The 23,604-nt window shown below is 68.2% G+C and carries 12 protein-coding genes and 1 pseudogene; 7 read left to right on the forward strand and 6 right to left on the reverse strand.

Annotation, left to right across the window (positions count from 1 at the left end; genetic code table 11):
• Positions 1–97 precede the first annotated feature (97 nt).
• Positions 98–2,146, forward strand: coding sequence for an APC family permease (locus ACGFU6_RS09340; protein ID WP_393609287.1), 2,049 nt, complete (start codon positions 98–100; stop codon positions 2,144–2,146).
• A gap of 153 nt (positions 2,147–2,299) precedes the next feature.
• Positions 2,300–3,673, forward strand: coding sequence for a class I SAM-dependent RNA methyltransferase (locus tag ACGFU6_RS09345; RefSeq protein WP_393609289.1), 1,374 nt, complete (start codon positions 2,300–2,302; stop codon positions 3,671–3,673).
• 250 nt (positions 3,674–3,923) lie between these two features.
• On the opposite strand, the pseudogene ACGFU6_RS09350 reads toward ACGFU6_RS09345, so the two are convergent.
• A pseudogene (locus ACGFU6_RS09350) lies at positions 3,924–4,091 on the reverse strand (GDP-mannose pyrophosphatase); the annotation flags it as partial.
• A gap of 26 nt (positions 4,092–4,117) precedes the next feature.
• Here ACGFU6_RS09350 and ACGFU6_RS09355 point away from each other — a divergent pair.
• From ACGFU6_RS09355 to ACGFU6_RS09375, 5 genes are all read left to right on the forward strand, one after another.
• Complete coding sequence (locus tag ACGFU6_RS09355) at positions 4,118–4,372, forward strand: hypothetical protein (RefSeq protein WP_393609291.1); 255 nt, start codon at positions 4,118–4,120, stop codon at positions 4,370–4,372.
• A 325-nt stretch (positions 4,373–4,697) separates the two neighbouring features.
• Entirely contained in the window at positions 4,698–5,036 is a 339-nt protein-coding gene (locus ACGFU6_RS09360; RefSeq protein WP_393609293.1) for an SseB family protein, read from the forward strand.
• Between the two features lie 2 nt (positions 5,037–5,038).
• Complete coding sequence (locus ACGFU6_RS09365; protein ID WP_393609295.1) at positions 5,039–5,605, forward strand: hypothetical protein; 567 nt, start codon at positions 5,039–5,041, stop codon at positions 5,603–5,605.
• Positions 5,602–9,942: a DUF6531 domain-containing protein gene (locus ACGFU6_RS09370; RefSeq protein ID WP_393609297.1), complete on the forward strand. Its 4,341-nt coding sequence runs from the start codon at positions 5,602–5,604 to the stop codon at positions 9,940–9,942. The genes ACGFU6_RS09365 and ACGFU6_RS09370 overlap by 4 nt, the downstream gene beginning before the upstream one ends.
• Before the next feature lie 10 nt (positions 9,943–9,952).
• Positions 9,953–10,396, forward strand: coding sequence for a hypothetical protein (locus ACGFU6_RS09375; RefSeq protein ID WP_393609298.1), 444 nt, complete (start codon positions 9,953–9,955; stop codon positions 10,394–10,396).
• A gap of 1,054 nt (positions 10,397–11,450) precedes the next feature.
• On the opposite strand, the gene ACGFU6_RS09380 is transcribed toward ACGFU6_RS09375, so the two are convergent.
• From ACGFU6_RS09380 to ACGFU6_RS09400, 5 genes are read right to left on the reverse strand one after another with little or no spacing between them, the layout of a single operon-like run.
• Positions 11,451–13,619: a DEAD/DEAH box helicase gene (locus tag ACGFU6_RS09380; protein WP_393609300.1), complete on the reverse strand. Its 2,169-nt coding sequence runs from the start codon at positions 13,617–13,619 to the stop codon at positions 11,451–11,453.
• A complete protein-coding gene (gene brxD / locus ACGFU6_RS09385) occupies positions 13,619–14,944 on the reverse strand; it encodes a BREX system ATP-binding protein BrxD (RefSeq protein WP_393609302.1) in 1,326 nt (441 codons plus the stop codon). Before brxD ends, ACGFU6_RS09380 begins: the two co-directional genes overlap by 1 nt.
• A 46-nt stretch (positions 14,945–14,990) precedes the next feature.
• Entirely contained in the window at positions 14,991–16,739 is a 1,749-nt protein-coding gene (locus tag ACGFU6_RS09390) for an AIPR family protein (RefSeq protein WP_393609304.1), read from the reverse strand.
• Positions 16,740–16,781: 42 nt separating this feature from the next.
• Complete coding sequence (gene pglZ / locus ACGFU6_RS09395) at positions 16,782–19,679, reverse strand: BREX-2 system phosphatase PglZ (protein ID WP_393609306.1); 2,898 nt, start codon at positions 19,677–19,679, stop codon at positions 16,782–16,784.
• Positions 19,676–23,602: a phage resistance protein gene (locus ACGFU6_RS09400; protein ID WP_393609308.1), complete on the reverse strand. Its 3,927-nt coding sequence runs from the start codon at positions 23,600–23,602 to the stop codon at positions 19,676–19,678. The genes pglZ and ACGFU6_RS09400 overlap by 4 nt, the downstream gene beginning before the upstream one ends.
• Positions 23,603–23,604: the final 2 nt, after the last annotated feature.

Raw genomic sequence — 23,604 nt, forward strand, 5'->3', positions numbered from 1 at the left:
AAGGATTTCGTGGCTTTTCCGTCCGAGTGCAGGAGATTCAAGTGATACGGGGGTGGTGCGTGGGCGGGCCCCATACGGAACCCTTACGATCCACAGCGTGTCCAAACTGACCGACGTGCCCAAACGGATCCTGATCGGACGGGCCCTGCGCAGCGACAAGCTGGGGGAGACACTCCTCCCCAAACGCATCGCCCTGCCCGTCTTCGCATCCGATCCGCTGTCCTCGGTGGCCTACGCGCCCGGAGAAGTCCTCCTGGTGCTGTCCATCGCAGGCGTGTCGGCGTACCACTTCAGCCCGTGGATCGCGGTCGCCGTCGTGGTCCTGATGTTCACCGTCGTCGCCTCCTACCGGCAGAACGTGCACGCGTACCCGAGCGGCGGCGGCGACTACGAGGTCGCGACCACGAACCTCGGCCCGAAGGCCGGACTGACCGTGGCCAGCGCCCTGCTGGTCGACTACGTCCTCACCGTCGCCGTGTCGATCGCCTCCGGGGTGGAGAACCTCGGCTCCGCGATCCCGTTCGTCGTCGAGCACAAGACGGCCTGTGCCGTCGCGGCCATCGTGCTGCTCACGGTGATGAACCTGCGCGGCGTGAAGGAGTCCGGGAAGCTCTTCGCGATCCCCACGTACCTCTTCGTGGCCGGCGTCTTCATCATGATCATCTGGGGCGCCTTCCGAGGGCTCGTCCTCGGCGACACCATGCACGCCCCGACCTCCGGCTACACGATCAAGGCCGAGCACCAGGGCCTGTCCGGCTTCGCCCTCGTCTTCCTGCTGCTGCGGGCGTTCTCCTCCGGCTGCGCCGCCCTCACCGGAGTCGAGGCGATCAGCAACGGCGTCCCCGCGTTCCGCAAGCCCAAGAGCAAGAACGCCGCGACCACCCTCGCGGCGATGGGCCTGCTGGCCGTCACCATGTTCTGCGGCATCATCGGGCTGGCCATGGCCACCGATGTGAAGATGGCCGAGAACCCGGCGAAGGACCTGATCAACAACGGCTCCCCGGTCGGTTCGGGCTTCGTCCAGGACCCGGTGATCTCCCAGGTCGCGGCCGCCGTGTTCGGTGACGGAACGTTCTTCTTCGTCATCCTCGCCGCGGCCACCGCACTCGTGCTCTTCCTGGCCGCGAACACCGCGTACAACGGCTTCCCGCTGCTCGGCTCGATCCTGGCCCAGGACAGCTACCTGCCCCGCCAGCTGCACACCCGGGGCGACCGGCTCGCCTTCTCCAACGGCATCGTGCTGCTGGCCGGCGCCGCGATCCTGCTGGTCGTCATCTACGGCGCGGACTCGACCCGGCTGATCCAGCTCTACATCGTCGGCGTGTTCGTCTCCTTCACCCTCAGCCAGACCGGCATGGTGCGGCACTGGAACCGTCACCTGCGGGCCGAGAAGGACCCGCTCAAGCGCCGCCACATGATCCGCTCCCGCGCGATCAACACCTTCGGCGCCTTCTTCACCGGCCTGGTGCTCGTCGTCGTCCTCGCCACCAAGTTCACTCACGGTGCCTGGGTCGCGCTGCTCGGCATGGTGATCTTCTACGGCACGATGACCGCCATCCGGAAGCACTACGACCGGGTCGCCGCGGAGATCGCCGCCGACGAGACCCCGTCCGACGAGAGCATCAGGCCCTCCCGGGTCCACTCGATCGTCCTGGTCTCCAAGCTCCACCGCCCGACCCTGCGCGCGCTCGCCTACGCCAAGCTGATCCGCTCGGACCACCTGGAGGCGCTCTCCATCAGTGTCGACCCGGCCGAGACGAAGGCCCTCAGGGAGGACTGGGAGCGGCGCGGCATCAACGTGCCGCTGAAGATCCTCGACTCGCCGTACCGCGAAGTGACCCGCCCGGTGATCGAGTACGTGAAGGGCCTGCGCCGGGAGAGCCCGCGCGACGTCGTGAGCGTGTACATCCCCGAGTACGTCGTCGGCCACTGGTACGAGCACCTGCTGCACAACCAGAGCGCCCTGCGGCTCAAGGGCAGGCTGCTCTTCACCCCGGGTGTGATGGTCACCTCGGTCCCGTACCAGCTGGAGTCCTCCGAAGCGGCCAAGAAGCGCGCCCGCAGGCGTGCGGACTGGACCGCCCCGGGCTCGGTGCGCCGCGGCCCGGTGGAACGCAGGTCCAAGGAGCACTCGCACAAGGGCTGACCGGCATCCGCTGTTCCGGTCCGCTCCTCTCCGCTCCTTTCCTGTCAGATCCCGTCCTGGTAAGCGGCCGTACGACACCCACGTAGACTCGTAGGTTGTTGTCCGGCCGTTCGCCGTTCGCCTTTACCCCTTGATCTCTGGAGCCCTCCCCTCATGCAGAACGAATCCACTTCGCCGCAGACCGGGGAGACGCAGGCCGCACAGGCGCAGGCGGAAGAGTCTCTGGTGGGGCAGGAGTACCAGGTCGAGGTCGGCCCGGTCGCACACGGCGGCCACTGCATCGCCCGGACCGCCGAGGGCCAGGTCCTGTTCGTCCGCCACACGCTCCCCGGCGAGACGGTCGTCGCCAGGGTCACCGACGGCACGGCCGGCGCCCGCTTCCTGCGCGCCGACGCGGTGCAGATCATCGAGGCGTCCAAGGACCGCGTGAAGGCCCCCTGCCCGTTCGCCGGCCCCGGCAAGTGCGGCGGCTGCGACTGGCAGCACGCCAAGCCCGGCGCCCAGCGGCGGCTCAAGGGCGAGGTGATCGCCGAGCAGCTCCAGCACCTCGCGGGCCTCACCCCGGAGGAGGCCGGCTGGGACGGCACCGTCGTGCCGGCCGAGGGCGACAAGCTCCCGCCGGGCGAGGTCCCGGCCTGGCGCACCCGCGTCCAGTACGCCATCGACGAGGACGGCCGGGTCGGCCTGCGCAAGCACCGCTCGCACGACATCGAGATCATCGACCAGTGCCTGATCGCCGCCCCCGGCGTCGCCGAACTGGGCATCGAGAAGCAGGACTGGCCCCAGATGGCCACGGTGGAGGCCATCGCCGCCACCGGCTCCAACGACCGCCAGGTCATCCTCACCCCCCGCACCGGCGGCCGCCTGCCCCTGGTCGAGCTCGACAAGCCCGTCTCGGTCCTGCGCGTCGACGAGCACGACGGCGGCGTCCACCGCGTCCACGGCCGGGGCTTCGTCCGCGAACGCGCCGACGAGCGCACCTACCGCGTGGGCTCCGGCGGCTTCTGGCAGGTCCACCCGCAGGCCGCGTACACCCTGGTCAAGGCCGTCATGCAGGGCCTGATGCCGCGCAAGGGCGAAATGGCCCTCGACCTGTACTGCGGCGTCGGCCTCTTCGCCGGCTCCCTCGCGGAACGCCTCGGCGACAAGGGCGCGGTCCTCGGCATCGAGTCCGGCAAGCGCGCGGTGGAGGACGCCCGCCACAACCTCAAGGACCTGGAGCGGGTCCGCATCGAGCACGGCAAGGTCGACCAGATCCTGCCCCGCACCGGCATCACCGAGGCCGACCTGATCGTCCTCGACCCGCCCCGCGCGGGCGCCGGCAAGCAGACGGTCAAGCGCCTCGCCGCCCTCGGCGCCCGCCGCATCGCGTACGTGGCCTGCGACCCGGCGGCCCTGGCGCGGGACCTGGCGTACTTCGCGGAGGGCGGCTACAAGGTGCGGACGCTGAGGGCGTTCGACCTGTTCCCGATGACTTCGCATGTTGAGTGTGTTGCTGTTCTAGAGCCAGCAGAGAAGGGCGTCTGACCTGCCATTTTGTAGTTCCGGTGAGCTTGTTCGATCTGCTTACGAGGCTTGGACGGGTACACCGTGTGGAGTGCGTTGCGCTACTTGATCTGCCCCTGAAGCGATGCTAGCGCGACGCCTCGGTCTTCCGGCCTGAAGCTGGCTGGCTCCGTTCTCGCTCAGCGTCTATGGCCCTTCAGTGACACGGCCTCGGACGACTGGGACGGGCGGAGGCCAGCGAGCCCTTCTCGGCGGAGCCGGTCATCGACATCGGGGCGGCGAAGAAGTGCAGGGGGTTCGGTGACGGAGCCCGGCTCATGTTGGCGTCGAGGACGTGGGGGAGCGGCCCGAGCCTGACACCGAGTTTCTCGGCGCTCTCGCGGCGGATCGCGGTGTGCGGGTCGTCCGCGTCGAGCAGTCTGGCCGCCGCCTCGATGAGCCCTGGGACGTGAGGTCGACGACGCGGTGCCGCCGTCGAAGGCGGGCATCGACGCCGCGGATGCCGCCGGACCGACCGAGTTCGAAGAGCGGGTACGGAAGGTGTACGGTCGGCCGGTCGCGAAAGGCGCTGGCCGGACGACGACCTGCGACCGGGTCGCAGTACGGAAGGACATCGAGCACGGGCAACGTGTGATCGCCGGGGCCTGGCGGCGCGTCGCCACCGGCACGACCGCGAAGCCCCGCCTCGGACGGACCACGCTCCACCGGGCCACCGACTGAGCCGACACGCAGCCTTGAGCCGCGCGTCCCAGTCGACTGCATCCTGGAGAACTACGTCAAACTGGATGCCGAACCCCCGGACCCGGACTGCGCGGTGCCGTCCGGAGTCCGACGCAAGTGGCCGTTGCCGCCACGCCAGGACCGGGTGTGGTCACCCCTGACCATCGTGGCAGGGAAGAAGCTGGCTGCGGGGTCGGCGTTTGCCACACGATCGTTCCAGTGGGTTTCATCGCTCTCTCCATCAGCGCCGATACCGATGAACATGCAATGATCCTTGCCGTGTTTCGTCCAGCTCAGGGCCCGGATGGAAGAGGGGGGAACAGGGATGTCGTTGCGTGACCTGGTCCGCGACGAGGCGATGGCGCAGATGACTCCGGCGGAACGGTTGGCTCAACTGAGCTCCGCACGGCTGTACTTCCAGCGGCCGGAGAGCCCCGGTTTTTTCGTGTCCGAGACGGTTGATGGTCCGATCGTGCCGGTCTTCACCTCCTGGGAGGGGCTGGCTCTTTTCGCGGGAGTGTGCGAGTGGGCGTCGACCACAGCCGAGGACCTGGTAGATCTGCTGCCTGAAGGGGTGCGGGCCCTGGTAGACCCGTTGGGTTCAAATCCGTTCTTGTTGGAGACCTCGATGCTGGAGGAACTGGCAGAGGTGGAGGGGGAGTAGACATGACAGGGGGCGGAGCGGATGGGCCTGCGCCGGGGGACGGCTACAGGATCGAGATCGCCGGGGTGCGCAAGATCATGAAGCCGATGGAGGAATCCGTTGTCGCGGCGCACAAGATCAAGAATGACTGGATGTCCATGGCCCAGGGCATCCAGAACGCGGCCACCATCGACATCGAGAAGCCGGCCAAGGACGTGTTGTCCGAGTGGGGCTTCGGCATGGGGCGGCTCGCCGAGCACGCCGACTCCATCGTCGAAGGGCTGAGGCAGGCCATCGCGGCCTACATGATGGCGGACCTGCTGCAGGTCAAGCACTTTGCACCGACCGAGGACAACATCGCCAAACTCCCCTTCGGTGAACACGGCCTGCGCGCGTGGAAGAACGGAGACAGACCTCATTTCGATCCGCCTCCCGAGATCTACCAGGAGCCGTGGCTCGACAGCGGTAGCGGCGGTGGTGACGGTACGGCCGTCGCGGGCGATCCGCCCAGCAATCCTCGCTACCGCGTGGCCGGTGAAGGCGGTGAGGGCTGGGTGGTCGACGGCGGTGGAAAGGGCCCTGTCGCATGACGCAGAAGGACGCCATCGACGGCGGCGCTTATGAGCGCATACCCCCGCATGCCGAGCCCGATGAAGTCATACCGGGTAAACCCGAGAAACTTGACGACCTGGTCATCAAGCTCCGTGTCTATGCGGACGCGTTCAAGGACGGCTACGACAAGCTGACCGACTTGTCCCTACTGCCGTGGACCGGCGCCGCGGCCGACACCTTCCAGGACGCGAGCAAGCGTCTGCCGAGGGAGCTGGAGTCGGCCCGTAAGTACTTCACCTCCGCGGCGGGCGCTCTGGACGCCTACGCTGACAAGCTGCGGTCCGTGCAGAGGCGGGTCAAGCCGATCATCGAAGACGCGGACGAGGTAAGGGCTGCGTCGAAGAAGTACTGGGAGAATGTCAGGGCCTACAACGCTGCTGTCGACCGCGGGGATGACACGCTGCCCGAGCGGCCGCCGGACGACGATCCCATTACCGGGCTGAACTCTTGCTACAGCCGGCTCGACAAACTGGAGAGCGAGCTGCAGGGCGTCGTCGACCACTCCCGGGCCAAGCTGGTCAAGGCTGCTGAGAAGGCTCCCAACGCGCCCGAGGGATGGAACCGCTTCAAGAAGGGCGTCGGGGACTTCTTTGGCGGCATGGGCGACAGCGCCAAGGACATGTGGAAGCAGTTCGAGTACATGGCTGAGGACGGTCCCGGTGGCGCCAGCCTGCAACTGGCGGGCGTGATCGACGGCGCTGCTTACGCCGCGAACCATCCCCAGGAGTTCGCCAAGGCCGTCACCAACTGGGATGAGTGGCAGCGGAACCCCAGCCGTGCTGCCGGCCAGCTCAGCCCGGATCTGCTGCTAGCCCTCGCCACCGGCGGCGGTGGCGCCCTGCGGAAGGGAGCCTCGACGGCCAAGACTGCCGCTCAGAGGCTGGCGCGACGCGAGCGGGCGCTGCGTCGGGACGGCAGCGCCGCCAAACGTGCCGATGGCGAGCCGAACAAGCACGACAAGTGCACCAAGGAGAAGTGCGGAGAGGGTGAGCCGGTCGACGTCGCAACCGGCGAGATGTTCATGTCCGCCACGGACGTCAGTCTGCCGGGCACCCTGCCGCTGGTTCTGGAGCGGCATTACGTCTCCGGACATCCGTGTGGCGGTTGGTTCGGTCCTACCTGGGCGGCCACGCTCGACCAGCGCCTGGAGCTGGATGACGCCGGACTCGTCTACATCGCGGCCGACGGCATGGTGCTGCGATACCCGGTCCCGGAGCCGGAGACCCCCACCCTGCCCGCCTCCGGACCGCGCTGGCCGGTGCACTGGGACGGCAAACGGGACGGTACCTTCACCCTCACCGTCCCGGAGGAGAACCGCCGCCTGCACTTTGCCCGGCTCCCACTGGGAAGCCCGGAACTTGCGCTCCACGCGATCACCGATCGCAGCGGTGGGGGTGATCGCATCGACTTCGTCTACGACGAGCGTGGCGCCCCCATTCGGATCACCCATTCCGGCGGCTACCACATCGCCGTCGACACCGACACAGCCCTGCATCGCGTCACGGCCCTGCGTCTCCTGCATGGCGATCAACTTGAGCACAGCGCCCGGCTCGTCGCCTTCTCCTACGACGCCAGCGGCGACCTGACCGAGGTCGTCAACTCCACCAGCACACCGCAGCTCTACCGCTACGACGAACACCGCATCACGTCCTGGAAGGACCGCAACGGCACCGCGTTCGCCTACGTCTACGACCACCGCGGTCGCGTCCTGCGGACCCTGGGACCGACCGGCATCCTCTCGGGCCGCTTCCACTACGACGACGCCCATCGCACCACTCGCTACACCGATTCTCAGGGCAACGTCACCACGTACGTACTCAACGAGGCGTACAAGGTCGTCGAGGTGACCGACCCGCTGGGCCACACCACCCGCACCGAATGGGACGAGACCAACCGGCTCCCCCTCACCGTCACTGATGCACTCGGCCACACGACGCGGTACACATACGACGAGGACGGGAACCTCACCCATGTCGAGCGTCCGGACGGAAGCAGCGCCGAGGCGGTCTACGACGAGCAGGGCCTCCCGCTGGACATCCGCGAGCCCGATGGTGTGGTCTGGCGCCACACCTACGATGGCCGCGGCGCACGCACGTCCACCACGGACCCGACGGGCGCCACCACGCACTGGACGTACGACGCGGCAGGTCATCTCGCCTCCGTCACGGACGCGCTCGGGCGCACCACGACAGTGACGACGGGTATCGCGGGGCTCCCGGTGACGGTCACCGATCCCTTGGGGCACACCACACACGTCCGCCGCGGCCCCCACGGCCGCGCCACCGCCATCACCGACCCGCTGGGCCGCACCACTCGGTTCGGCTGGACCATAGAGAGCAAACCCGCCTGGCGCGAGCACCCCGACGGCACTCGCGAGGAATGGAAGTGGGACTGCGAGGGCAACCTCGCCAAACACACCGACCAGGCCGGTCATACCACCGAGTACGCCTACACCCACTTCGACCTGCCCGCCACCCGCACCGACCCCGACGGCGCCCACTACGCCTTCGCCTACGACACTGAACTGCGCCTGGTGTCCGTCACCAACCCCCAGGGACATGAATGGCGCTATGAGTACGACGCTGCCGGCCGCCTGGTCGCCGAGACGGACTTCAACGGGGCAGCCCGTTCCTACGAACGAGACGCGGCGGGCCGCCTCACCGCTCGGACGAATGCGCTTGGCCAGACGCTGCGGTACACACATGACGCGATGGGGCGAGTGCTTACCCAGCGCGACGAGACGACGGACGAGCTGACGACCTTCGCCTACGGTACGCGAGGGGCTCTCGCCCGCGCCTCCAGCAGCGACGTGGTCCTGACCCTGGAACGGGACCCCCTGGGCCGTGTTCTGGCAGAGACGGTCAATGGCCGCACGATCGCCTCCACCTACGACGCGGTGGGTAACCGTCTGACGCGCACGACGCCGTCCGGGTCGGCATCAACATGGACGTACGACGCCGCTGACCGGCCCCTGACCCTCACGACGGCGGACAACACCCTTACCTTCACCCATGACGCCACCGGTCACGAGACGCAACGTACCGTCGGCGGTGTCACCCTCGGCCAACGCTGGGATGACACCGGTCGAATCACCGCACAGACGGTTACTTCCGCCGCCGATGACCTCATCCAGTACCGCACCTACGCGTACCGGCCCGACGGCTACGTCACTCAGATCCGCGAACTGACGTCCGGTACTCGCAACTTCACCCTGGACCCGGCGGGCCGGGTCACAGGTGTGCAAGCGCACGGCTGGACCGAGCGTTACGCCTACGACGCGGCCGGGAACCAAACCCACGCCTCGGTGCCAGGCCAGGGAGCCTCGGGTGAGCGGGAGTTCACCGGAACCCTGGTCCGCAAGGCGGGTCGCACCGTGTACGAACACGATGCCGCGGGCCGCCTGATCCGCAAGACCCGGAAGCTGCTCAACGGTCAGACTCGGACGTGGGCCTACGCGTGGAGTGCCGAGGACAGGCTCACGCGGGTCGTCACGCCGGACGGCGCGACGTGGACGTACTCCTATGACCCTCTGGGCCGCCGCATCGGCAAGACGGACCAGAAGGGCGCGACTCTCACCTTCACCTGGGACATGACCCGCCTCGCGGAACAGGCCGCTCGGGACGGTGAGACCTGCACGTGGGACCACGCTCCGGAGACTCACCGCCCCCTGACCCAGACGGTCGGAGAAGCGGGAACCGCGTGCTTCCGTGTCGTGGTCACGGATGCCACAGGAACGCCCACCGAACTGCTCACCACGGATGGCGAGGTGACGTGGCAGCACAGGACCACCCTCTGGGGAATCCCTGTCCCCGCCCCCTCAGACGCGGAGACCTGTCCCCTCCGCTTTCCGGGCCAGTACGCAGACCCCGAGAGCGGCCTGCACTACAACTACTTCCGGTACTACGACCCGGAAACGGCTCGATTCCTCACCCCGGACCCGCTTGGTCTCACTCCTTCGGACAACCACCATGCGTATCCACGAAACCCGATCCGGCTGACCGATCCGCTCGGACTGGCTCCCTACGACCTCGAACCCGAGTCGGAGAAGATCGCGGACCACGCCAACGGCGAAGCGCTCCGCCCCGACGGCAACGGAACGCACTACGTGCGAGGAGTCGACCCCAAGGCCCTGAAGTTCTACGTCGACGGAGTGATCAACGATCGCATACCCAACATCGAACCGAAATACGGACTGCGAAATGGTCGAGAGGCATTCTGGGACCCGGACAAGGAGGCCGTGGTCATCGTGGACGGTGACGGGGGCACCGTGTTCACCCCCAAGAATGGATACTCCTACTTCGAGGAACTGGAATAAGAGGAGCGGTATGTCCGAGCAAAATCTCCGCAGCGTCAGTCTCTCCTACTCGGAGTTCACGAGGCTTTACTTCCTGACGCGTGAACTCAATGAGTTCCCCGCCGAGAGACTGCAGGGTTTCGGATGCGATGCCGAAGAACTGGGTGATCTGTTGTCGCGGCTCAGGAGCGCTCGTCGGAAGTCCAAAGAGTATGGGGAAGCCAGCCGTTTGACACTTGTCTTCTCGACGGCGCTCCCTGAATCGGACGCCGCACCAGTTCTTGCCACCGACGGAGACACCGACCCTTCTGCGGCGCCCGCCCACATGACCGTCACCGTTCCCGCGAGCGTCGCGCAGTGGTGGGCCCCTGCGGCGCGCTGGATCCTCCATGCTCACAGTCCGCGGGAGATGTCCCTTCGCACTGGCTACTCAACCGATGAGCTGCGCGAAGCACTGGAAACCTTGCCGGACTGAGACCCATTCGTGCCTGGCCTTCTCACGGAGAAGCGCCGACGGAGGGCCGGGTGGACATTGAGGCTGAGGGCGGTCTGACCGCCGCTGGAGGTCAGTCGGTCAGGGCCGCGAACGCCGGCGGGGCGGCGCGAGCGTTTACCGCTGGCTGGCGTTGGGCGGAGGCCAGTTCATTCCTCGGCTGTGACGCTCGTTTGACGCTCTTGGAGTCTGTGGGGTCCTTCGGCGGGCCACAAATGGCCGCTGACCTGCAAATACGTCAGATCCTCCCTTTCTGACGTCTTCCCGATGACTTCGCACGTTGAGTGCGTGGCGATTCTGGAGCCGGTGAAGAAGGACGACTGACCTGCGGTTTTCTGGTGTGGCCGGTGTTTGACGGATTATGCCGACCTGTTTTCGGGTGGGCATGATGTGGGGAACGCCATCGGACTGCCGAATGCTTCTGACCTGCGGTTCTGTGGATGGTGTGTTGGACGATGGATTCACTGCCCCGATCTTCGCGGGGCAGTGAGAGATCACTTCGACGCTCATCTGACGCTAATTCTGACGGGGCGTCATGCCTGTCCGGTAGTGCTCGTGGTCGCTTGGGATCGGTGGTGCCGGGCCTCGAACTCTTCGAGTGGAGGTCCCACTGGACGGCGAGGCGTTCGACCTGGTCAGCGTCTCGCCCGGCTCGGCCTTGAAGGAGCCGACGGAGGCGGTCGCGCAGTGTCCAGCAGCCGATCCTCGCAGGGGATGGAAACGTATTGCGGCCGCAGTGCTGTGATGAATCAGTCCCGAGCCCTGCTTGATTCCCCGCCGGCGCAAGGCGGTCTTCAGTGCGTCGAGTGGGGATCTGTGCGCATGTGAGTGGCGAGCTGCCATCCGGCGGTACGGACTCGGGGGCCTGGCGACGACGCTCGCAAATCCGCCTTTGGCGCTGTGCATGCGGGCACGGGTCTGCCAGGCTAGACCGCACCGTGAGCCCCATCCGTCCGTTGTCCGTAACACCGCTGGATATTGGTGTGAGCGGCATGCCGAGAGCAGCCCGACCGTGGCCCTGGACCAGAGGCGACGGCTATCCGGCCGATGTGACGTACAACCGTTTCGGCTCCGCCAGAACGGCACGTGCGCCGTCGAAGTCGGCGAGTCTCGCGGCCACCGTGGCGGTGGCCAGCCGCAGGGGGAGCGCTGCCGAGAACTTCAGCCCGTGGACTGCGCGCGGGTCGACGTCCGGAAGGACCATCGCCGGAGCTGCCGCGGCGGCCTCGATCGCGGAGCGCCACATGACGTGTGACAGATCCTCCCGCAGCCGCAAATAGCAGTCCGTCGGGCGCTGAACCGGATCGGCGATCGATGACAAGGTTGCGCCCAGCGTCGCGTTGGCGCGGTATCCGGCCCACGTCCACCAACGAACGTCGTTGCCCTTCCGGGCCACAAGTGTCCCAGCGGGATGAACGATGTGTGGCCCCTCGGTTTCACGCCACTCCTGAAGGCAGACGTCGGCCCGCCGGGTGAGCGAGACGACCGGGTCGGCTCCGAGAAGTACTTCTCGCATGGCACGGGTCAGTGCATGGGAGAGCCCCATGAATGTGCCGCTCGACCATTTGGCGATCCCTCCGCCGTCGACCGGTTCGACGAAGACCCGCTTGCGCCCCCAGTCGATGAAGGTCACCTGCCAGCTGCGACCGGCCAGCAGCAGCCTCCGCGGGCCCGGCCGTTCCTCGGTGAGTACGGAGGGATCCATCTGGCCGATCTCGGTGCGCCCGGACAGGACGGTGAACTGCGGTGGTGCGGTGAACGACGCGGTCAGCTCGATGAAGTGCCGTCGACCGAAACGGCGTTCGGCCTCAGGCCCGATGAACAGCATTCCGTCGTCGGTGTCGAGGAAGCCCTCGTCCGTCAGATGGCGCAGGATTGGAGCGGCCGAGCGGTCGAAGGGAGCGAGGCCGTTCCACTGCTCGGGCCAGAGCTGGTCACCCAGTTTGTGTTCCTGAAGTGTGGCGGCCAGCAGCTGCTGAGCCACGAGGTGGCGGGGCTCGGGTGGTGCCACAACGGGTTCGACCCATCCGCGCCCCCAGAGCAGGAGTAGCCCCGCGGCTTGCAGGAGCGTGTCCTTGCGGGTGGCCAGGAAGAGACAGTTGCGCTGAGTACCAGCTCTGCGTCCGGTGCGGCCGATGCGCTGGAGGAACGAGGCGACGGTGCTCGGGGAGTCGATCTGGATGACCCTGTCCAGGTCGCCGACGTCGATGCCCAGTTCCAAGGTGGACGTGGACACGATGACGCAGTCCCGTGCCTCGGCGAACGCCTGCTCCGACCTGGCTCGCTCGTCGGCCGAGAGCGAGGCGTGCGACAGGAACACCGTGACCTCACGCGCCCGCAGCGCTGCCCCCAGCTCCTCCACCTGACGCCTGGAGTCGCAGAACACGAGCCGTTTCTCGCCCCTGTGCAGGGCCGCGATCACCTTGGCGGCGTTGCCGAGGGAGCCCACGTAGTCGAGCTCCACGTCTCCCGGTGGCGGCACTGCGGCCAGCATGCCGACGGGCTGACCAGAGGTGGTGGCGGAGGCTTTGGGGAGATCCGCAGCCACCACCCGGCCGGGGCGCTTACCCGCACCCGATCCCTGCAGCCAGGTGAGCAGTTGGTGGGGATTGCCGACGGTCGCGGACAGCCCGATCCGCTGGATGGGCTGCCCCGTGACTCGCTCCAGGCGTTCGAGCACGGCCAGGAGATGCCAGCCGCGGTCGTCGCCGGCGAAGGCGTGCACCTCGTCCACGACGACGGCCCGAACGCCTCCCAGCAGGTGTGCGTGATCGGTCTTCACGCCGATGAGCATGGCCTCCAGGGACTCCGGCGTGGTCAGCAGGATGTCGGGCCTCCCGGTGCGGATGCGTCTGCGCTGGGACTCCCTGGTGTCACCGTGCCAGAGGGCAGCGGTGCGCCCGAGCCACTGCGCGTACCCGTCGATCCGCGTCACCAGGTTGTTGAGGAGTGCCTTGAGCGGACAGAGGTAGAGAACCGAGGTGCCGGTCCAACCTTGGATGGTCATGGCCGACAGGATCGGCAGGCACGCGGCCTCGGTCTTTCCACCGGCAGTGGGAGCGAGAATCACGATGTCCTCGCCGTCCATCACCGGGTCGATCGCAGCGCGTTGGAGCGGTCGCAGATCGGGCCAGCCCAGGGTGTTCACCACGTGATGCAGGACGACGGGATCGAGCCGGTCGACGGGGTCCGCTCCCTGCGCCATCACAGCTCCAGATCGATGCCGTCGGCGGACGATGCGGCAGCCAGATTCCGTTCCACGGCAGTGAGTTCACTGCCCGCAACCGTCAACCGGTAGTGCTGCCGGGGGTCGAAGTCCTCGAACTGGTCGATGCGGTCGAGGACGTCACCGACGAGCTTCTTCAGGAAGAGCCGGGGCGCCACACCGACCTTGCCGCCGAGCGCCCCGCCCACCGCCTGGGCGAGGTCGGCGACGTAAGTATCGTCGGCCAGGGCCTTGATCCGGTCGGGAGCCGAGGCACCGGCTGCGTACAGGTCTCGGATGGTGATTCCGAGACCCGTCAGGGAATCCTGGGTGAATCCTGACAGGCGCAGCTGGACGGCGCGGGGGTTGTCGAAGCGGGGGTCGGTGGTGAAGTCGGTGGCGAGGCGCTGGGCGAGCGGCGCGAGCCGCTGGACACCCTGCTGCCCGTCGTAGAACGCGGGGGTTCCGGTGATGACCAGGTAGAGGCCGGGGAAGCGGCCCGAGTGGACCTCGTCGATGAGCTGCCGCAGGGCGTTCAGAGCTTTGTCGCGGGCGTCCGACCGTACGCGCTGCAGTGTCTCCACCTCGTCGAGTACGACGAACAGCCCTCGGTGTCCGGAGTCCCGCAGAACGGTCAGCAGCCCCTGCAGGAAACCCAGGGCCCCGAAGTGATCCAGGTCGCCGCGCACTCCCGCGGACCGGCGGGCCGCCGCGGCCACATGGGGCTGGCCGCCGAGCCAGGCGAGGATGGCCGCGGCCGTCGGTTCGTCGCCTTCTACGAGTGCGGACCGGTAGCCGCGGAGTGCGCTGGCGAAGGACGGGGCGTGCCGCGACACCTCGGTCAGTCGGGCGGCCAGGAGTTGCTCCACCTCGCTGCTCAGGTCGTCCTCGTCGGCCCCGGCGGCGAGTGCGTCCTCCTCCAGTGCGTAGAACCAGGTGTCCACCACCGGGCGGAGCGCGCTCGGAGGGAAGCTGGAGGTGGACAGTCGTTCGGTGAGGCGCCGGTAGACGGTTTCCAGCTTGTGCAGCGGCGTCTCTGTCTCGGAGACCTGGATCTCGGCCACGGCGAAGTTGCGCTGCTTGGCGCGCTCGCCGAGCCAGCGGGTGAAGAACGTCTTGCCGGATCCGTACTCACCCCGGACGGCTTTGAACACCGAGGCGCCCGAGGCGACCGCGTCGAGCTCGGCGTCGAGCGCGGACTCGAATCGGTCGAGGCCGGTGGCGAGCAGGTCCAGGCCGCTCTCCGGAACGGCGCCGCGCCGCAGGGCGTCGATCGCGGTACGCCGCCGGACGGCGGAGACAGCTGAAGAGCGAGGGTCGGTCACCGGGCCATTGTCCCATCGGCCCGGTGACTCTCGACCGGCTCCCGCGTCATCTGCGGGGCAGCGGTCCGTAACCGAGGGCGGTCGTCAGGTGGGCGACGAAGTCGCTGCTCTTGGCGGTCTTGTCGGGACTCCATTGCCGTTCGTTCTGGAAGCTGTCGAACTGTTCCTTCAGCGACTTCCAGAGGGACAGCAGGCGGATGGTGGTGGGGAAGGTGCCTTCCCGGGCCGCGTTGTTCAGCTCCTGGGGCTTCCCGAACGCCCTGCCCACGAGATCGACGGCGCCGAGCATGGCGAGATGGAAGCGAAGGTTCGTGTGCTCCGAGCGGGAGACGAGGTCGGGTGCCACCTGAAAGAAGGCGTCGATCTGCCACTGCGCCATTGCCAGCCACAGGTAGACCGGCAGTTCGGTCTTGTCGGAGAAGACGCGCCGGTAGTCGGTGTCCGACTTCAGCAGGCTCGACGGACGGGCGCGGGCGTAGTCGGGCCGGCCGAGGCCCATCGCCATGACGGACTGGGCGAGCAGGGGGATGCTGATGATCCGGTCCGCCGACTTGCCCTGGTTGCGGTAGAAGTTCTTGCGCCGGTCGTAGAACCAGTCGTGCTCCAGGAAGTACGACTCGATCTGCCGTTGGATGTCGTCCGTCGCCCGCAGGGATGCCACGGGCACACTCGTCTGCCGGTTGGTCGCCCGGATCACGGCATCCCGCGCTGCCTGGTCGGCAGTGACGAGGATGCGCACCTGCACCAGCCTCTCGAACACCGCCGCACCTGGATCGGTCGCGTACAGGCCGCTGAGCGTCTCATGCAGCGTGTACGAGGTCTGGAGGCCGTTCACGATCTGTACGTCGGACAGGCTCATCCGCTTGCCGATCGAGGTCGCCTGCGAGCACACGATCGTGATGCCGTTGTTGAGCCACCAGAACTCCGGCGCGTCTGGCTTCTGGAGGGACGCGGTGATCTCCCGGTTGACCTCGACGTTCCCCTGATAGTCGCGGACGTTCCAGTCGAAGATGTGGGTCTGTATCGCCCCGGTCTCCTCGCTCAGGAAGTCGATGTACTCGCCCAGGGCGACCAGCGCGATGTGGCTGGTGCCGTGCGTGATGCTCTCCCGGTACGGGAGTTCCAGGGTGTACGAGGGCAGGGTGCTGGCACGCTTCCACAGCTCCGCGGGCCCGAGAAACTCCACCTCGCCCGTGGAAATCGCGAAGGCGTTGGAGAACTGTGCCTCCAGGATCTTGCCTTTCGCCTGCACCTTCGGGTGCACTTCGCCCGCCTCGCCGCGCGTCACGTACGAAAACTTGATCAGTACCGTGGGGTGGCGGGTGAGGAGCTTGGTCAGGGCCCTGCGGAACATTCCGAACCGGGCGAGCAGGTCGTCGGAGTACAGCAGCCCGACCACGGACTCGTCGACCTCCATGTCCAGGAGGTTCGAGCAGGTGGAAGCCACCTTGTCCAGCGCGACCTCGGAGAAGCCGGTGCTGGTTTTCGCCTGGACGAGCCACAGCGTCAGCTGAGATCCCGCCTCCACGCCCGTGGCGGCGAACTGAGGGGAGAAGATCTCGCTGTCCTCGTGGAGCAGCCTGCCACCGAGGAAGACGTACACCCCATCGATGCCGCCGTCGTCCGAGCCACCGATCACACCGGCCTCGATCTCCTCCTCGGAGAGGCCGTAGCCGTGCAGGGCGTGCTCGGCCGCGAACCTTTCGAAGGTGGCGTCGAAGGACAGCGGAACGGTGCGCGCGTTCCGCTGCTCCTCGATCATCGCGTTGATCAGTACACGATCGTTGGCGCTCATGGCCCCCCGGTCCGTTCATGAGGTGCGGCTCTCACCGCTCTGTCAGCTGAGATCGAACTGGTCGCGCAGCAAGGAGAGATCGAGACGGATCGTCCGACCGTCCGGAAGCGTCTCCAGGACCTGCACGCCGTCGTAGTTGAGCAACTGCCGCAGGATGGCGGCGAAGCCGTCCGCCCGGGTGGCCGGGTACTCGACGCGCTGGGCCAGGGCCGTGACGGGAAGGGTGCCCCCCGCATCGACCAGGGCCCGGATCGCGCGGTCCACCTTGTCCATCGGCGGCTTCCGTGCCAGCAGGCCGATCTGTCCCTGGAACGCCTCGGCTGCGAAGAGGGCCTCGACGAGAGCGTCGTCGGGATCCACCAGTGCCTTCTTCACGAGTGCTTCCTCACCCTCACCCGCGGGCACCAGGGCGACATCGAACAACGAGTCGTGCGTCCTGGCCAGGTCAGCCTGTTCCTTCTTCGGCTGCTGGCGGTTCTGCCGCTTCTGCGCAGGAGCCGGTTCGGGTGTGGCCGCCACGACCGGACGGGGTGTCTGCTCGTCGAGGAGCCACCAGGTCGGACGCTGATCCCCCAGCTCCCGCCAGGTCGGAGGAGGGGTGGCTCCGAACGGCAGAAAGGCAAGGACCGGAATGGTGAACTCCGCAAGGGATGCCCCGCCGTGATAGCCGGCCTTCCGGGCCGTGTACCTGGAATCGGCATCCCACAGCGCGACGATCGACCCGCCGGGCTCCGGCGCGACCACCCGGTGCCCGCGCAACTCGACCTCGGCTGCCGCCATCCTGCCGCCCTCGGCCCGGTGGCGGGCCGACTGCGGCGACTCGGTGTCGACCTTCACGCCGTGCCGGTCCACCACATGCCCGTGGTCACTGGTGACCAGTACAGCCATGCCCTGCCCGGCGGCGACGCGCAGCAGGTCCAGGAGAGCGGGAACGTGCTCGGCCTGCCAGGCGCCGTCGCCGAGCTTCTGCTCCTTGGCGAGCCGGTCGTCGATGGCGTTGAGGACGACTGCCACGTGCGTACGGCCGTCCATGAGCGCTTCGGTGAGCGCGGGCCCGAAGGTCGCCCCCGCGCTCTCCGCCCGCAGGTCGTCCTTGTGGAACACGGCGGCGGGCGCACCGCGCCAGAGTGCCAGGCCGGGGAACAGCTGGGCCTCGTCCTTCTGCGACCCCTGCATCAGCCTTCCAGCGAAAAGTGACGTACGGGAGACCGCGGTCAGCGTCGGCAGGGCCGCGGCCATGGCGCGGCGACGTGGGGCACCTTCGTCCATGGGATCGAACTCGGCCCAGGACGCTCGTAGTTCCTCGCCCAGTTCGGTGGCTATGGCCGCACTCATGCCGTCCAGTACGAGGAGGAGGATCCTCCGGTCGGCGGCGCTCTGGACGACCGGCTTCACGGTGCGCTCCAGGAAGGTCTCCACCGTCAGCATCGCACCGGGCTCGGTACCCGCGGCCGTCCAGATCGCGAGAGCGCGGGCGAAGTCGCGGTCGATCTCCTGCCGCCGTGCGCGTACACGAGCGACGAGCACGTCGTATGCGGCCTTCAACACAGCATCGGGATCCCCGCCGGCCTCGATGTGTTCAAGGGCGCGGTCCACCCACCCGGTGTCGGCGAGATGGCGCTGTATGGCGGCGTAGACCGAGGGAGCGTCGACGGCCGGTTCGCTGGCCAGCCACTGGGCCAGCCGCTGGGCCATGCGTGTGCGCTCGACGCGCGCTCGTACGTCCGGCCCGTCCCCACGCCGGTGCTCGCCCAGGGCACGGACCGCGGCAGCGAGCGGTTCCGCCCGGCCGGCCGAGAGCGCCCGCCCCACGGAGGTGAACCTGGCATCCAGGCCCGCCGGCAGCACCGGGCTCTCCTGGGCCGCTGATTCCGCGCCGAACTGTCGGATCAGTGCCGAGGCGCGCTCCAGGACGGTGTCGGTGATCCTCCGGGCCTCGCGGGCTTCGTCCGCTCCGTCGCCACCGCCCCTGGCGGTCCGGGCCAGGAGCCCGACGACGTATTCCTCCGCCGCCCGCCCGAATGCGGCTGCGAGGGTGTCGAACTGTTCGCCTTCAGCCGGTCGCCGCTCCCCGAACCAGCGCTCCGCGCGACCGCGTGCCGTGTACGTGGACGCATTCGCCGAGGCATGACACCACAGGGCCGCGCACACCAGGCCGAACGCGGCCGCGTCGGCCCCGTGTTCCGCCTCGACGAGGGCGAGGAGCGCCCGCCCGGCGAGCCCGGCCTGATCCTCCTCACTGAGGAACTCCGCGAGCCCCGAGCGCTCGGGGGCCCGCAGCTCAAGAAACCTCTCGGGGCGGCCGGGAGTCAGCGACCAGTCGAGCAGCGTATGCGTGTCCAGGCTGCCGGCCGCCGCGGTGTGATCCTGCGCCGCCGATTCGTCCTCGTACGGGCCGAGCCGAAGCCGGCGCAGCGACAGGGCGGAGAGCGCCGTGCGCCGCGAGAGCATGCCGCCCGCCAGACGGGGCCAGCGCTTGGGCGGAGCGGCGTCGAGGAGCGCCTCAGCAGCCCAGTTGTCCTCTTTGAGCCGGGGGTCGACCTGATGAGCGCCGAACGCGTCCCGGACCACGTCCCAGCTGTCCACCGCGTCGATGCGCTGCTTGTGGGAACGGGCCAGGATCGCCGGGTCCAGTTCGTTCTGCTCGCGATCGGTGAGGACCACGAGTACGGCAGGGCCTGTGGCCCGGTCCGCGAGATGGTCGAGCAGCAGCTCGTGCACGGCGAGTGGGGACAGCGCTGCCACGACGCGGGCGGACTGCCCGTCGCCCCAGACCGGTTGGGCCGGACCGTCCCACTGCGGTGCGGAACGCAACAGGACGGCTCTGCGCTTGCCCCGGCCCACGAGAGCATCGGCGAGGGACGACTGGGCGGACAGGTACTGGGTGATCGTCGCGAGGTTCAACCGCACCGCGACCGTGCTGGTCGTCACCGCGCTCATGCCTCGACTGCCCGCCAGGTGATCTCGATGGTGGCACCGGGCTCCTGTGCCGCCAACTCTGCGAGCTGTGACTGAAGTTCGGCCACGGCTTGCACCGCAGGTGTACGGCTTCCGCCCGAACGCCGCACTCGGCCGGTACTGGTGGCCCCCTCGGCGGAGCTGGTCGAGGACGAGGACCCCTCCTCCGGCACCCGCGGATGGCGGGAGGGCGTATCCAGCGGCACGTCACCCGGACCGGGTGCAGGAGGAACAGGCGGGGGCGGCGGGGTGACCGTCGCCCGGTTCCGCTTGACCAGCGCGAGGACCTCGCGCTGAGTGCGGGCCAAAGCGTCCTTGAGGTCGTTGGTCCGCTGGTCGCTGCGGGCGGCATTGCGCAGGGACTCGAGCAGTGCCGCGCCCTCGGGGCCCTCGGCGGTGGCCAGGTCGAGGGTGGTCCACGATGCCGAGTCCAGCGCCCGGGCCACCGCCCCGGCCTGCTTGACCGAGGTCCCGAAGCGGTCCGCGCTGACGCCGCCGAAGTCGAAGGCGGCCAGCGCCTCCACCGTCTTCTTCGCACCTGCGGCACCCTGGCCGGCCGAGCGCGTGAGGACGTCCAGAAGATCGACGGCCCGGCGTGCGATGGCGAGCCGGCCGGCCTCCACGGTCTCGTCCAGCTGAAGGAAGGCGGCATGCCGCTCCAGCTCGGTCACGAGCTGGCGAGCCTCTTCCCGGTAGGCCCCGGCTTCCTTGGCGATCTGGCGGGCGAGCTGGTTCACCATGCGGCCGCGTCGCAGCGCCGGCGCGGGTACACCGAACACCGTCGTGAAACGCCGGCGGGCAGCCTCCCAGACCTCCTCCGACGGCAGCGGCTGGCTGCGCAGCGCATCCTGGTCCTTGATTTCGTGGAGTCCGGGCGCAGGGTCGAGAGGAATGCCCGCCCGCACCCACACCCGGTCGTCCATCTCGGCGAACGAGGCCACCACGAGCCGGGAGAGGAAGGCCGGCAGTCCGCGCGGATTCGGCCGGTCCGTCCAGTCGGTGAGTGTGATCAGACTGAGGTCCCCGGTCACCCCCTGTTCGCGGGCGAGCTTCTGGAAGTGGTCCGCCCAGTAGCGCGACACCTCGAAATAGGCTTCCTTCTGCTGGCCGAGCCGCAGCTGGCCGGCCACCCGCCGCATCAGGTTCCGGTCGGCGGCCGGGACCTCGGCCCGCCCGTCACGGGCCTCGGAGGCTGCCTGGACGTGTCCGAACACCTTCTTGGCGTCGGCCGGCTTGACGACGGTGCCGTTGCCGTCGGGGTCGAGGTCCGGGTGGTCCGGGTACTGGCTCGCGAGCAGCTTGCCCGCGATGTGCCGGATCCCGTCGCGCAGCGACTGGCCGAAGGAGAGCGTCAGCCCGTCGACCGCACGCAGTGACTCCAGGTGGTCGCCGAACCCCAGCTCCACGTCGGTCGCCTTCTTGTCGGCGAGCCCGTAGGCCTGCTTGAAGGCGGCCTTGACGTTCTTGAGCAGGGACTCCCGCTGGGTTTCGAGCAGCCCCTTGGCACTGGCCCGGTTGTCGGGGTTCAGATGGACCGCGTACTGACCGTTGAACCGCTGTTCGTCCGCGAGCGCCTTGTCGATCACGACCAGCCGACGGAAGTCGGCGTACCGCTGGCTGGAGAGGTGGGTGGGCAGCCAGGCGACGGTACGCGACGGCTCGCCCTGCTTCTCGCGGAGCCGCCGCATCCGGTTGGCGTCCTCGACCGGCCCGTACTCGCTCTCGTCGAAGGGCAGGTCGATCGCGATCCGCCAGCGACCGTCCAGCTGCGGCATCAGGTCGTGATCCGCCAGCTCGTCCTCGTCCGCGACGTTGCCGAAGATCACCTCGACACTGCGGTCCGTGCCCCGCCAGACGAAGTTCAGCTCGTCGATCAACTGGCCTTGCGTGATGCCGAGCTCCTCGGCGAGCAGCCGCTTGGCGAGGGCGCTGCGGCTGCCCGGGTTGTCGTTGACGTTGGCGTTGGCGATGACCGAGTCCACGTCGACCCCGGAGAGTTCGAGACGGACACCCGGATTGCTGTCGGTGCCGGTCTCCTTGATCTCGGGGAAGCGGCCCGCCCACTCGGCCACCTTGTTCTTCAGGATGCCGTACTCGCGGCCGGGGATCGGGGCGACCACCGAGCCGTAGTTGAGGGCGGACAGCCGTCGGATGGTCAGGTCGGAGAGAGCGGGCACACTGGGCGCGAGCGCGGACAGCAGCAGCGTGCCGACGATGCGGTTGTCGCCGACGAACAGCTTGACCCGGCCGCGCAGTTCCTGGTCGGTGAGGCTGTCGGGACGGTTGGTGTACTGCTCGATGTCCTCCTCCGACACGTTGTGCGTGAGGAGGAGGTACGGGCGCAGCTTGGTCCGGTAGAGCTTGTCCGCGGCCTCGAAGACCACCTTCAGGCTGTTGGTGAAGGGCTTGTCGCCGCCGGCCGTGATCAACGGGTACAGGTCGCCGACCGGGATCAGGTCGCCCAGGCGCAGCTCGGCTCGGTGATTGGCGAGAAGCTGACCCATCAGCTTCATACCGGTCCGGTTGCGCTGGAGTGCCGAGGACACATGGACGAGGGTGTCCATGAACGCCGGGGAGAACGGGTACGTCAGCCGGAAGCTCTCCTCGTCGGCCCCGATGCCGTCCGCGCCGCGGTCGGAGCCGAGGAGGGTGTCCCACACCTCTTGGCGGACCTTACGGGTCTTGTCGAACTCCGCCCTGACCAGGGCAGCTGCCTCGCCGTCCTTGGGCTGGAGCAGACGGGCATGCGCGATCAGGGGAAGGTTGCGGTCCTCGAGCGTGATCTTGTCGAACCGGCCCGAGGCCAGATTGAGCGTGTCCTGGATGGAGGACTCCGCCGCTCCGGACACCTCCTCGCCGACCAGCTCGCGCAGATCGCGCTGGCGGGCGATGAAGGAGACCACCGGGATGGCGCGACGGGCGTCGCCGCCCTCCACGAAGTTCGTGATCTTGCTGGCCTCGCGGGCCACGAACTTCTCCTCGTGGATCAGCGTGGCCAGCCACAGGATCAGCTCGTCCAGGAAGAGGACCAGCCCGTCGTAGCCGAGCCCCTTGGCGTGCTCGGCGATCACGGAGAGACCGGCGTCGAGCGAGATGAACCCGTGCTCGTTCTCGGCGGCGTTCTTCGCGAAGCCGGGCAGCAGATTCGTACTCGCGTCGCGCACCAGCCGCGCCCGCAGCTCGGGCGGCGTGGACGGGCGGACGAGGTTGAGTGCCTGACCCGCCTCGTGCACCTCCTCGGCGGCGAGCGCGGTGTCGAGGAGGTCCGGCGTCCACGTCCAGGTGAGGGACTCGCCCCACTCGTCGCCATCGTCCTCGGCCGCCACGGCCTCGGACTCGTCCACCGAGGTCAGGCCCGTGATGACGGGCCCGTCGCCCATGCTGGCCCGCATCGCCCGGATGTCGTCGAAGAGGGCGTCCGTCCGGTACACCTGCGGCGTCGGAGCCTCCGGGTGCAGCTTCTTGACGTGGGTCACGTACCCGCCGAGCACCCGCTGCTCCAGCACCTTCGCCCCGAGCATGTGGTACGGCACGAGCAGGAATTTCTTCCCGTCCGTGCCGAGCCACTCGTGCTTCGTCAGTACGGGGTCGAGGTCCTCGCGGGCCCGGGCCGCCGGGCTGCCGCTGAGCAGGGCGTGCAGCACCGCCATGAAGTGCGACTTACCGGAACCGAACGAGCCGTGCAGGTACGCCGCCTTGGACGTCCGTCCGTCGAGCGCGGACCGGATCAGGCCGAGTGCCTCGTCGAAGTTCTCCAGCAGCCGCTCGGTCACCACGTAGTCGCGGAGCGCGTGCTCGGCGCCCTCGGGAGTCGTCGCCTCCGAGAGCTGGAGCACGAAGTCCGAAGTGGAGATGGACTCCTTGATGTCGATGACATCGCGGAGCAGGGGCGGCTGCTGGGCCATTG

This window comes from Streptomyces sp. NPDC048462, assembly GCF_043200175.1.
In the GTDB taxonomy this organism is placed as follows: Bacteria; Actinomycetota; Actinomycetes; order Streptomycetales; family Streptomycetaceae; genus Streptomyces.

Coding starts and splice junctions, on each gene's coding strand:
- ACGFU6_RS09345 (WP_393609289.1), top strand. CDS start 2,300: ATGCAGAACGAATCCACTTCGCCGCAGACCGGGGAGACGCAGGCCGCA.
- ACGFU6_RS09360 (WP_393609293.1), top strand. CDS start 4,698: ATGTCGTTGCGTGACCTGGTCCGCGACGAGGCGATGGCGCAGATGACT.
- ACGFU6_RS09365 (WP_393609295.1), top strand. CDS start 5,039: ATGACAGGGGGCGGAGCGGATGGGCCTGCGCCGGGGGACGGCTACAGG.
- ACGFU6_RS09370 (WP_393609297.1), top strand. CDS start 5,602: ATGACGCAGAAGGACGCCATCGACGGCGGCGCTTATGAGCGCATACCC.
- ACGFU6_RS09375 (WP_393609298.1), top strand. CDS start 9,953: ATGTCCGAGCAAAATCTCCGCAGCGTCAGTCTCTCCTACTCGGAGTTC.
- ACGFU6_RS09380 (WP_393609300.1), bottom strand. CDS start 13,619: ATGGCGCAGGGAGCGGACCCCGTCGACCGGCTCGATCCCGTCGTCCTG.
- ACGFU6_RS09390 (WP_393609304.1), bottom strand. CDS start 16,739: ATGAGCGCCAACGATCGTGTACTGATCAACGCGATGATCGAGGAGCAG.
- pglZ (WP_393609306.1), bottom strand. CDS start 19,679: ATGAGCGCGGTGACGACCAGCACGGTCGCGGTGCGGTTGAACCTCGCG.
- ACGFU6_RS09400 (WP_393609308.1), bottom strand. CDS start 23,602: ATGGCCCAGCAGCCGCCCCTGCTCCGCGATGTCATCGACATCAAGGAG.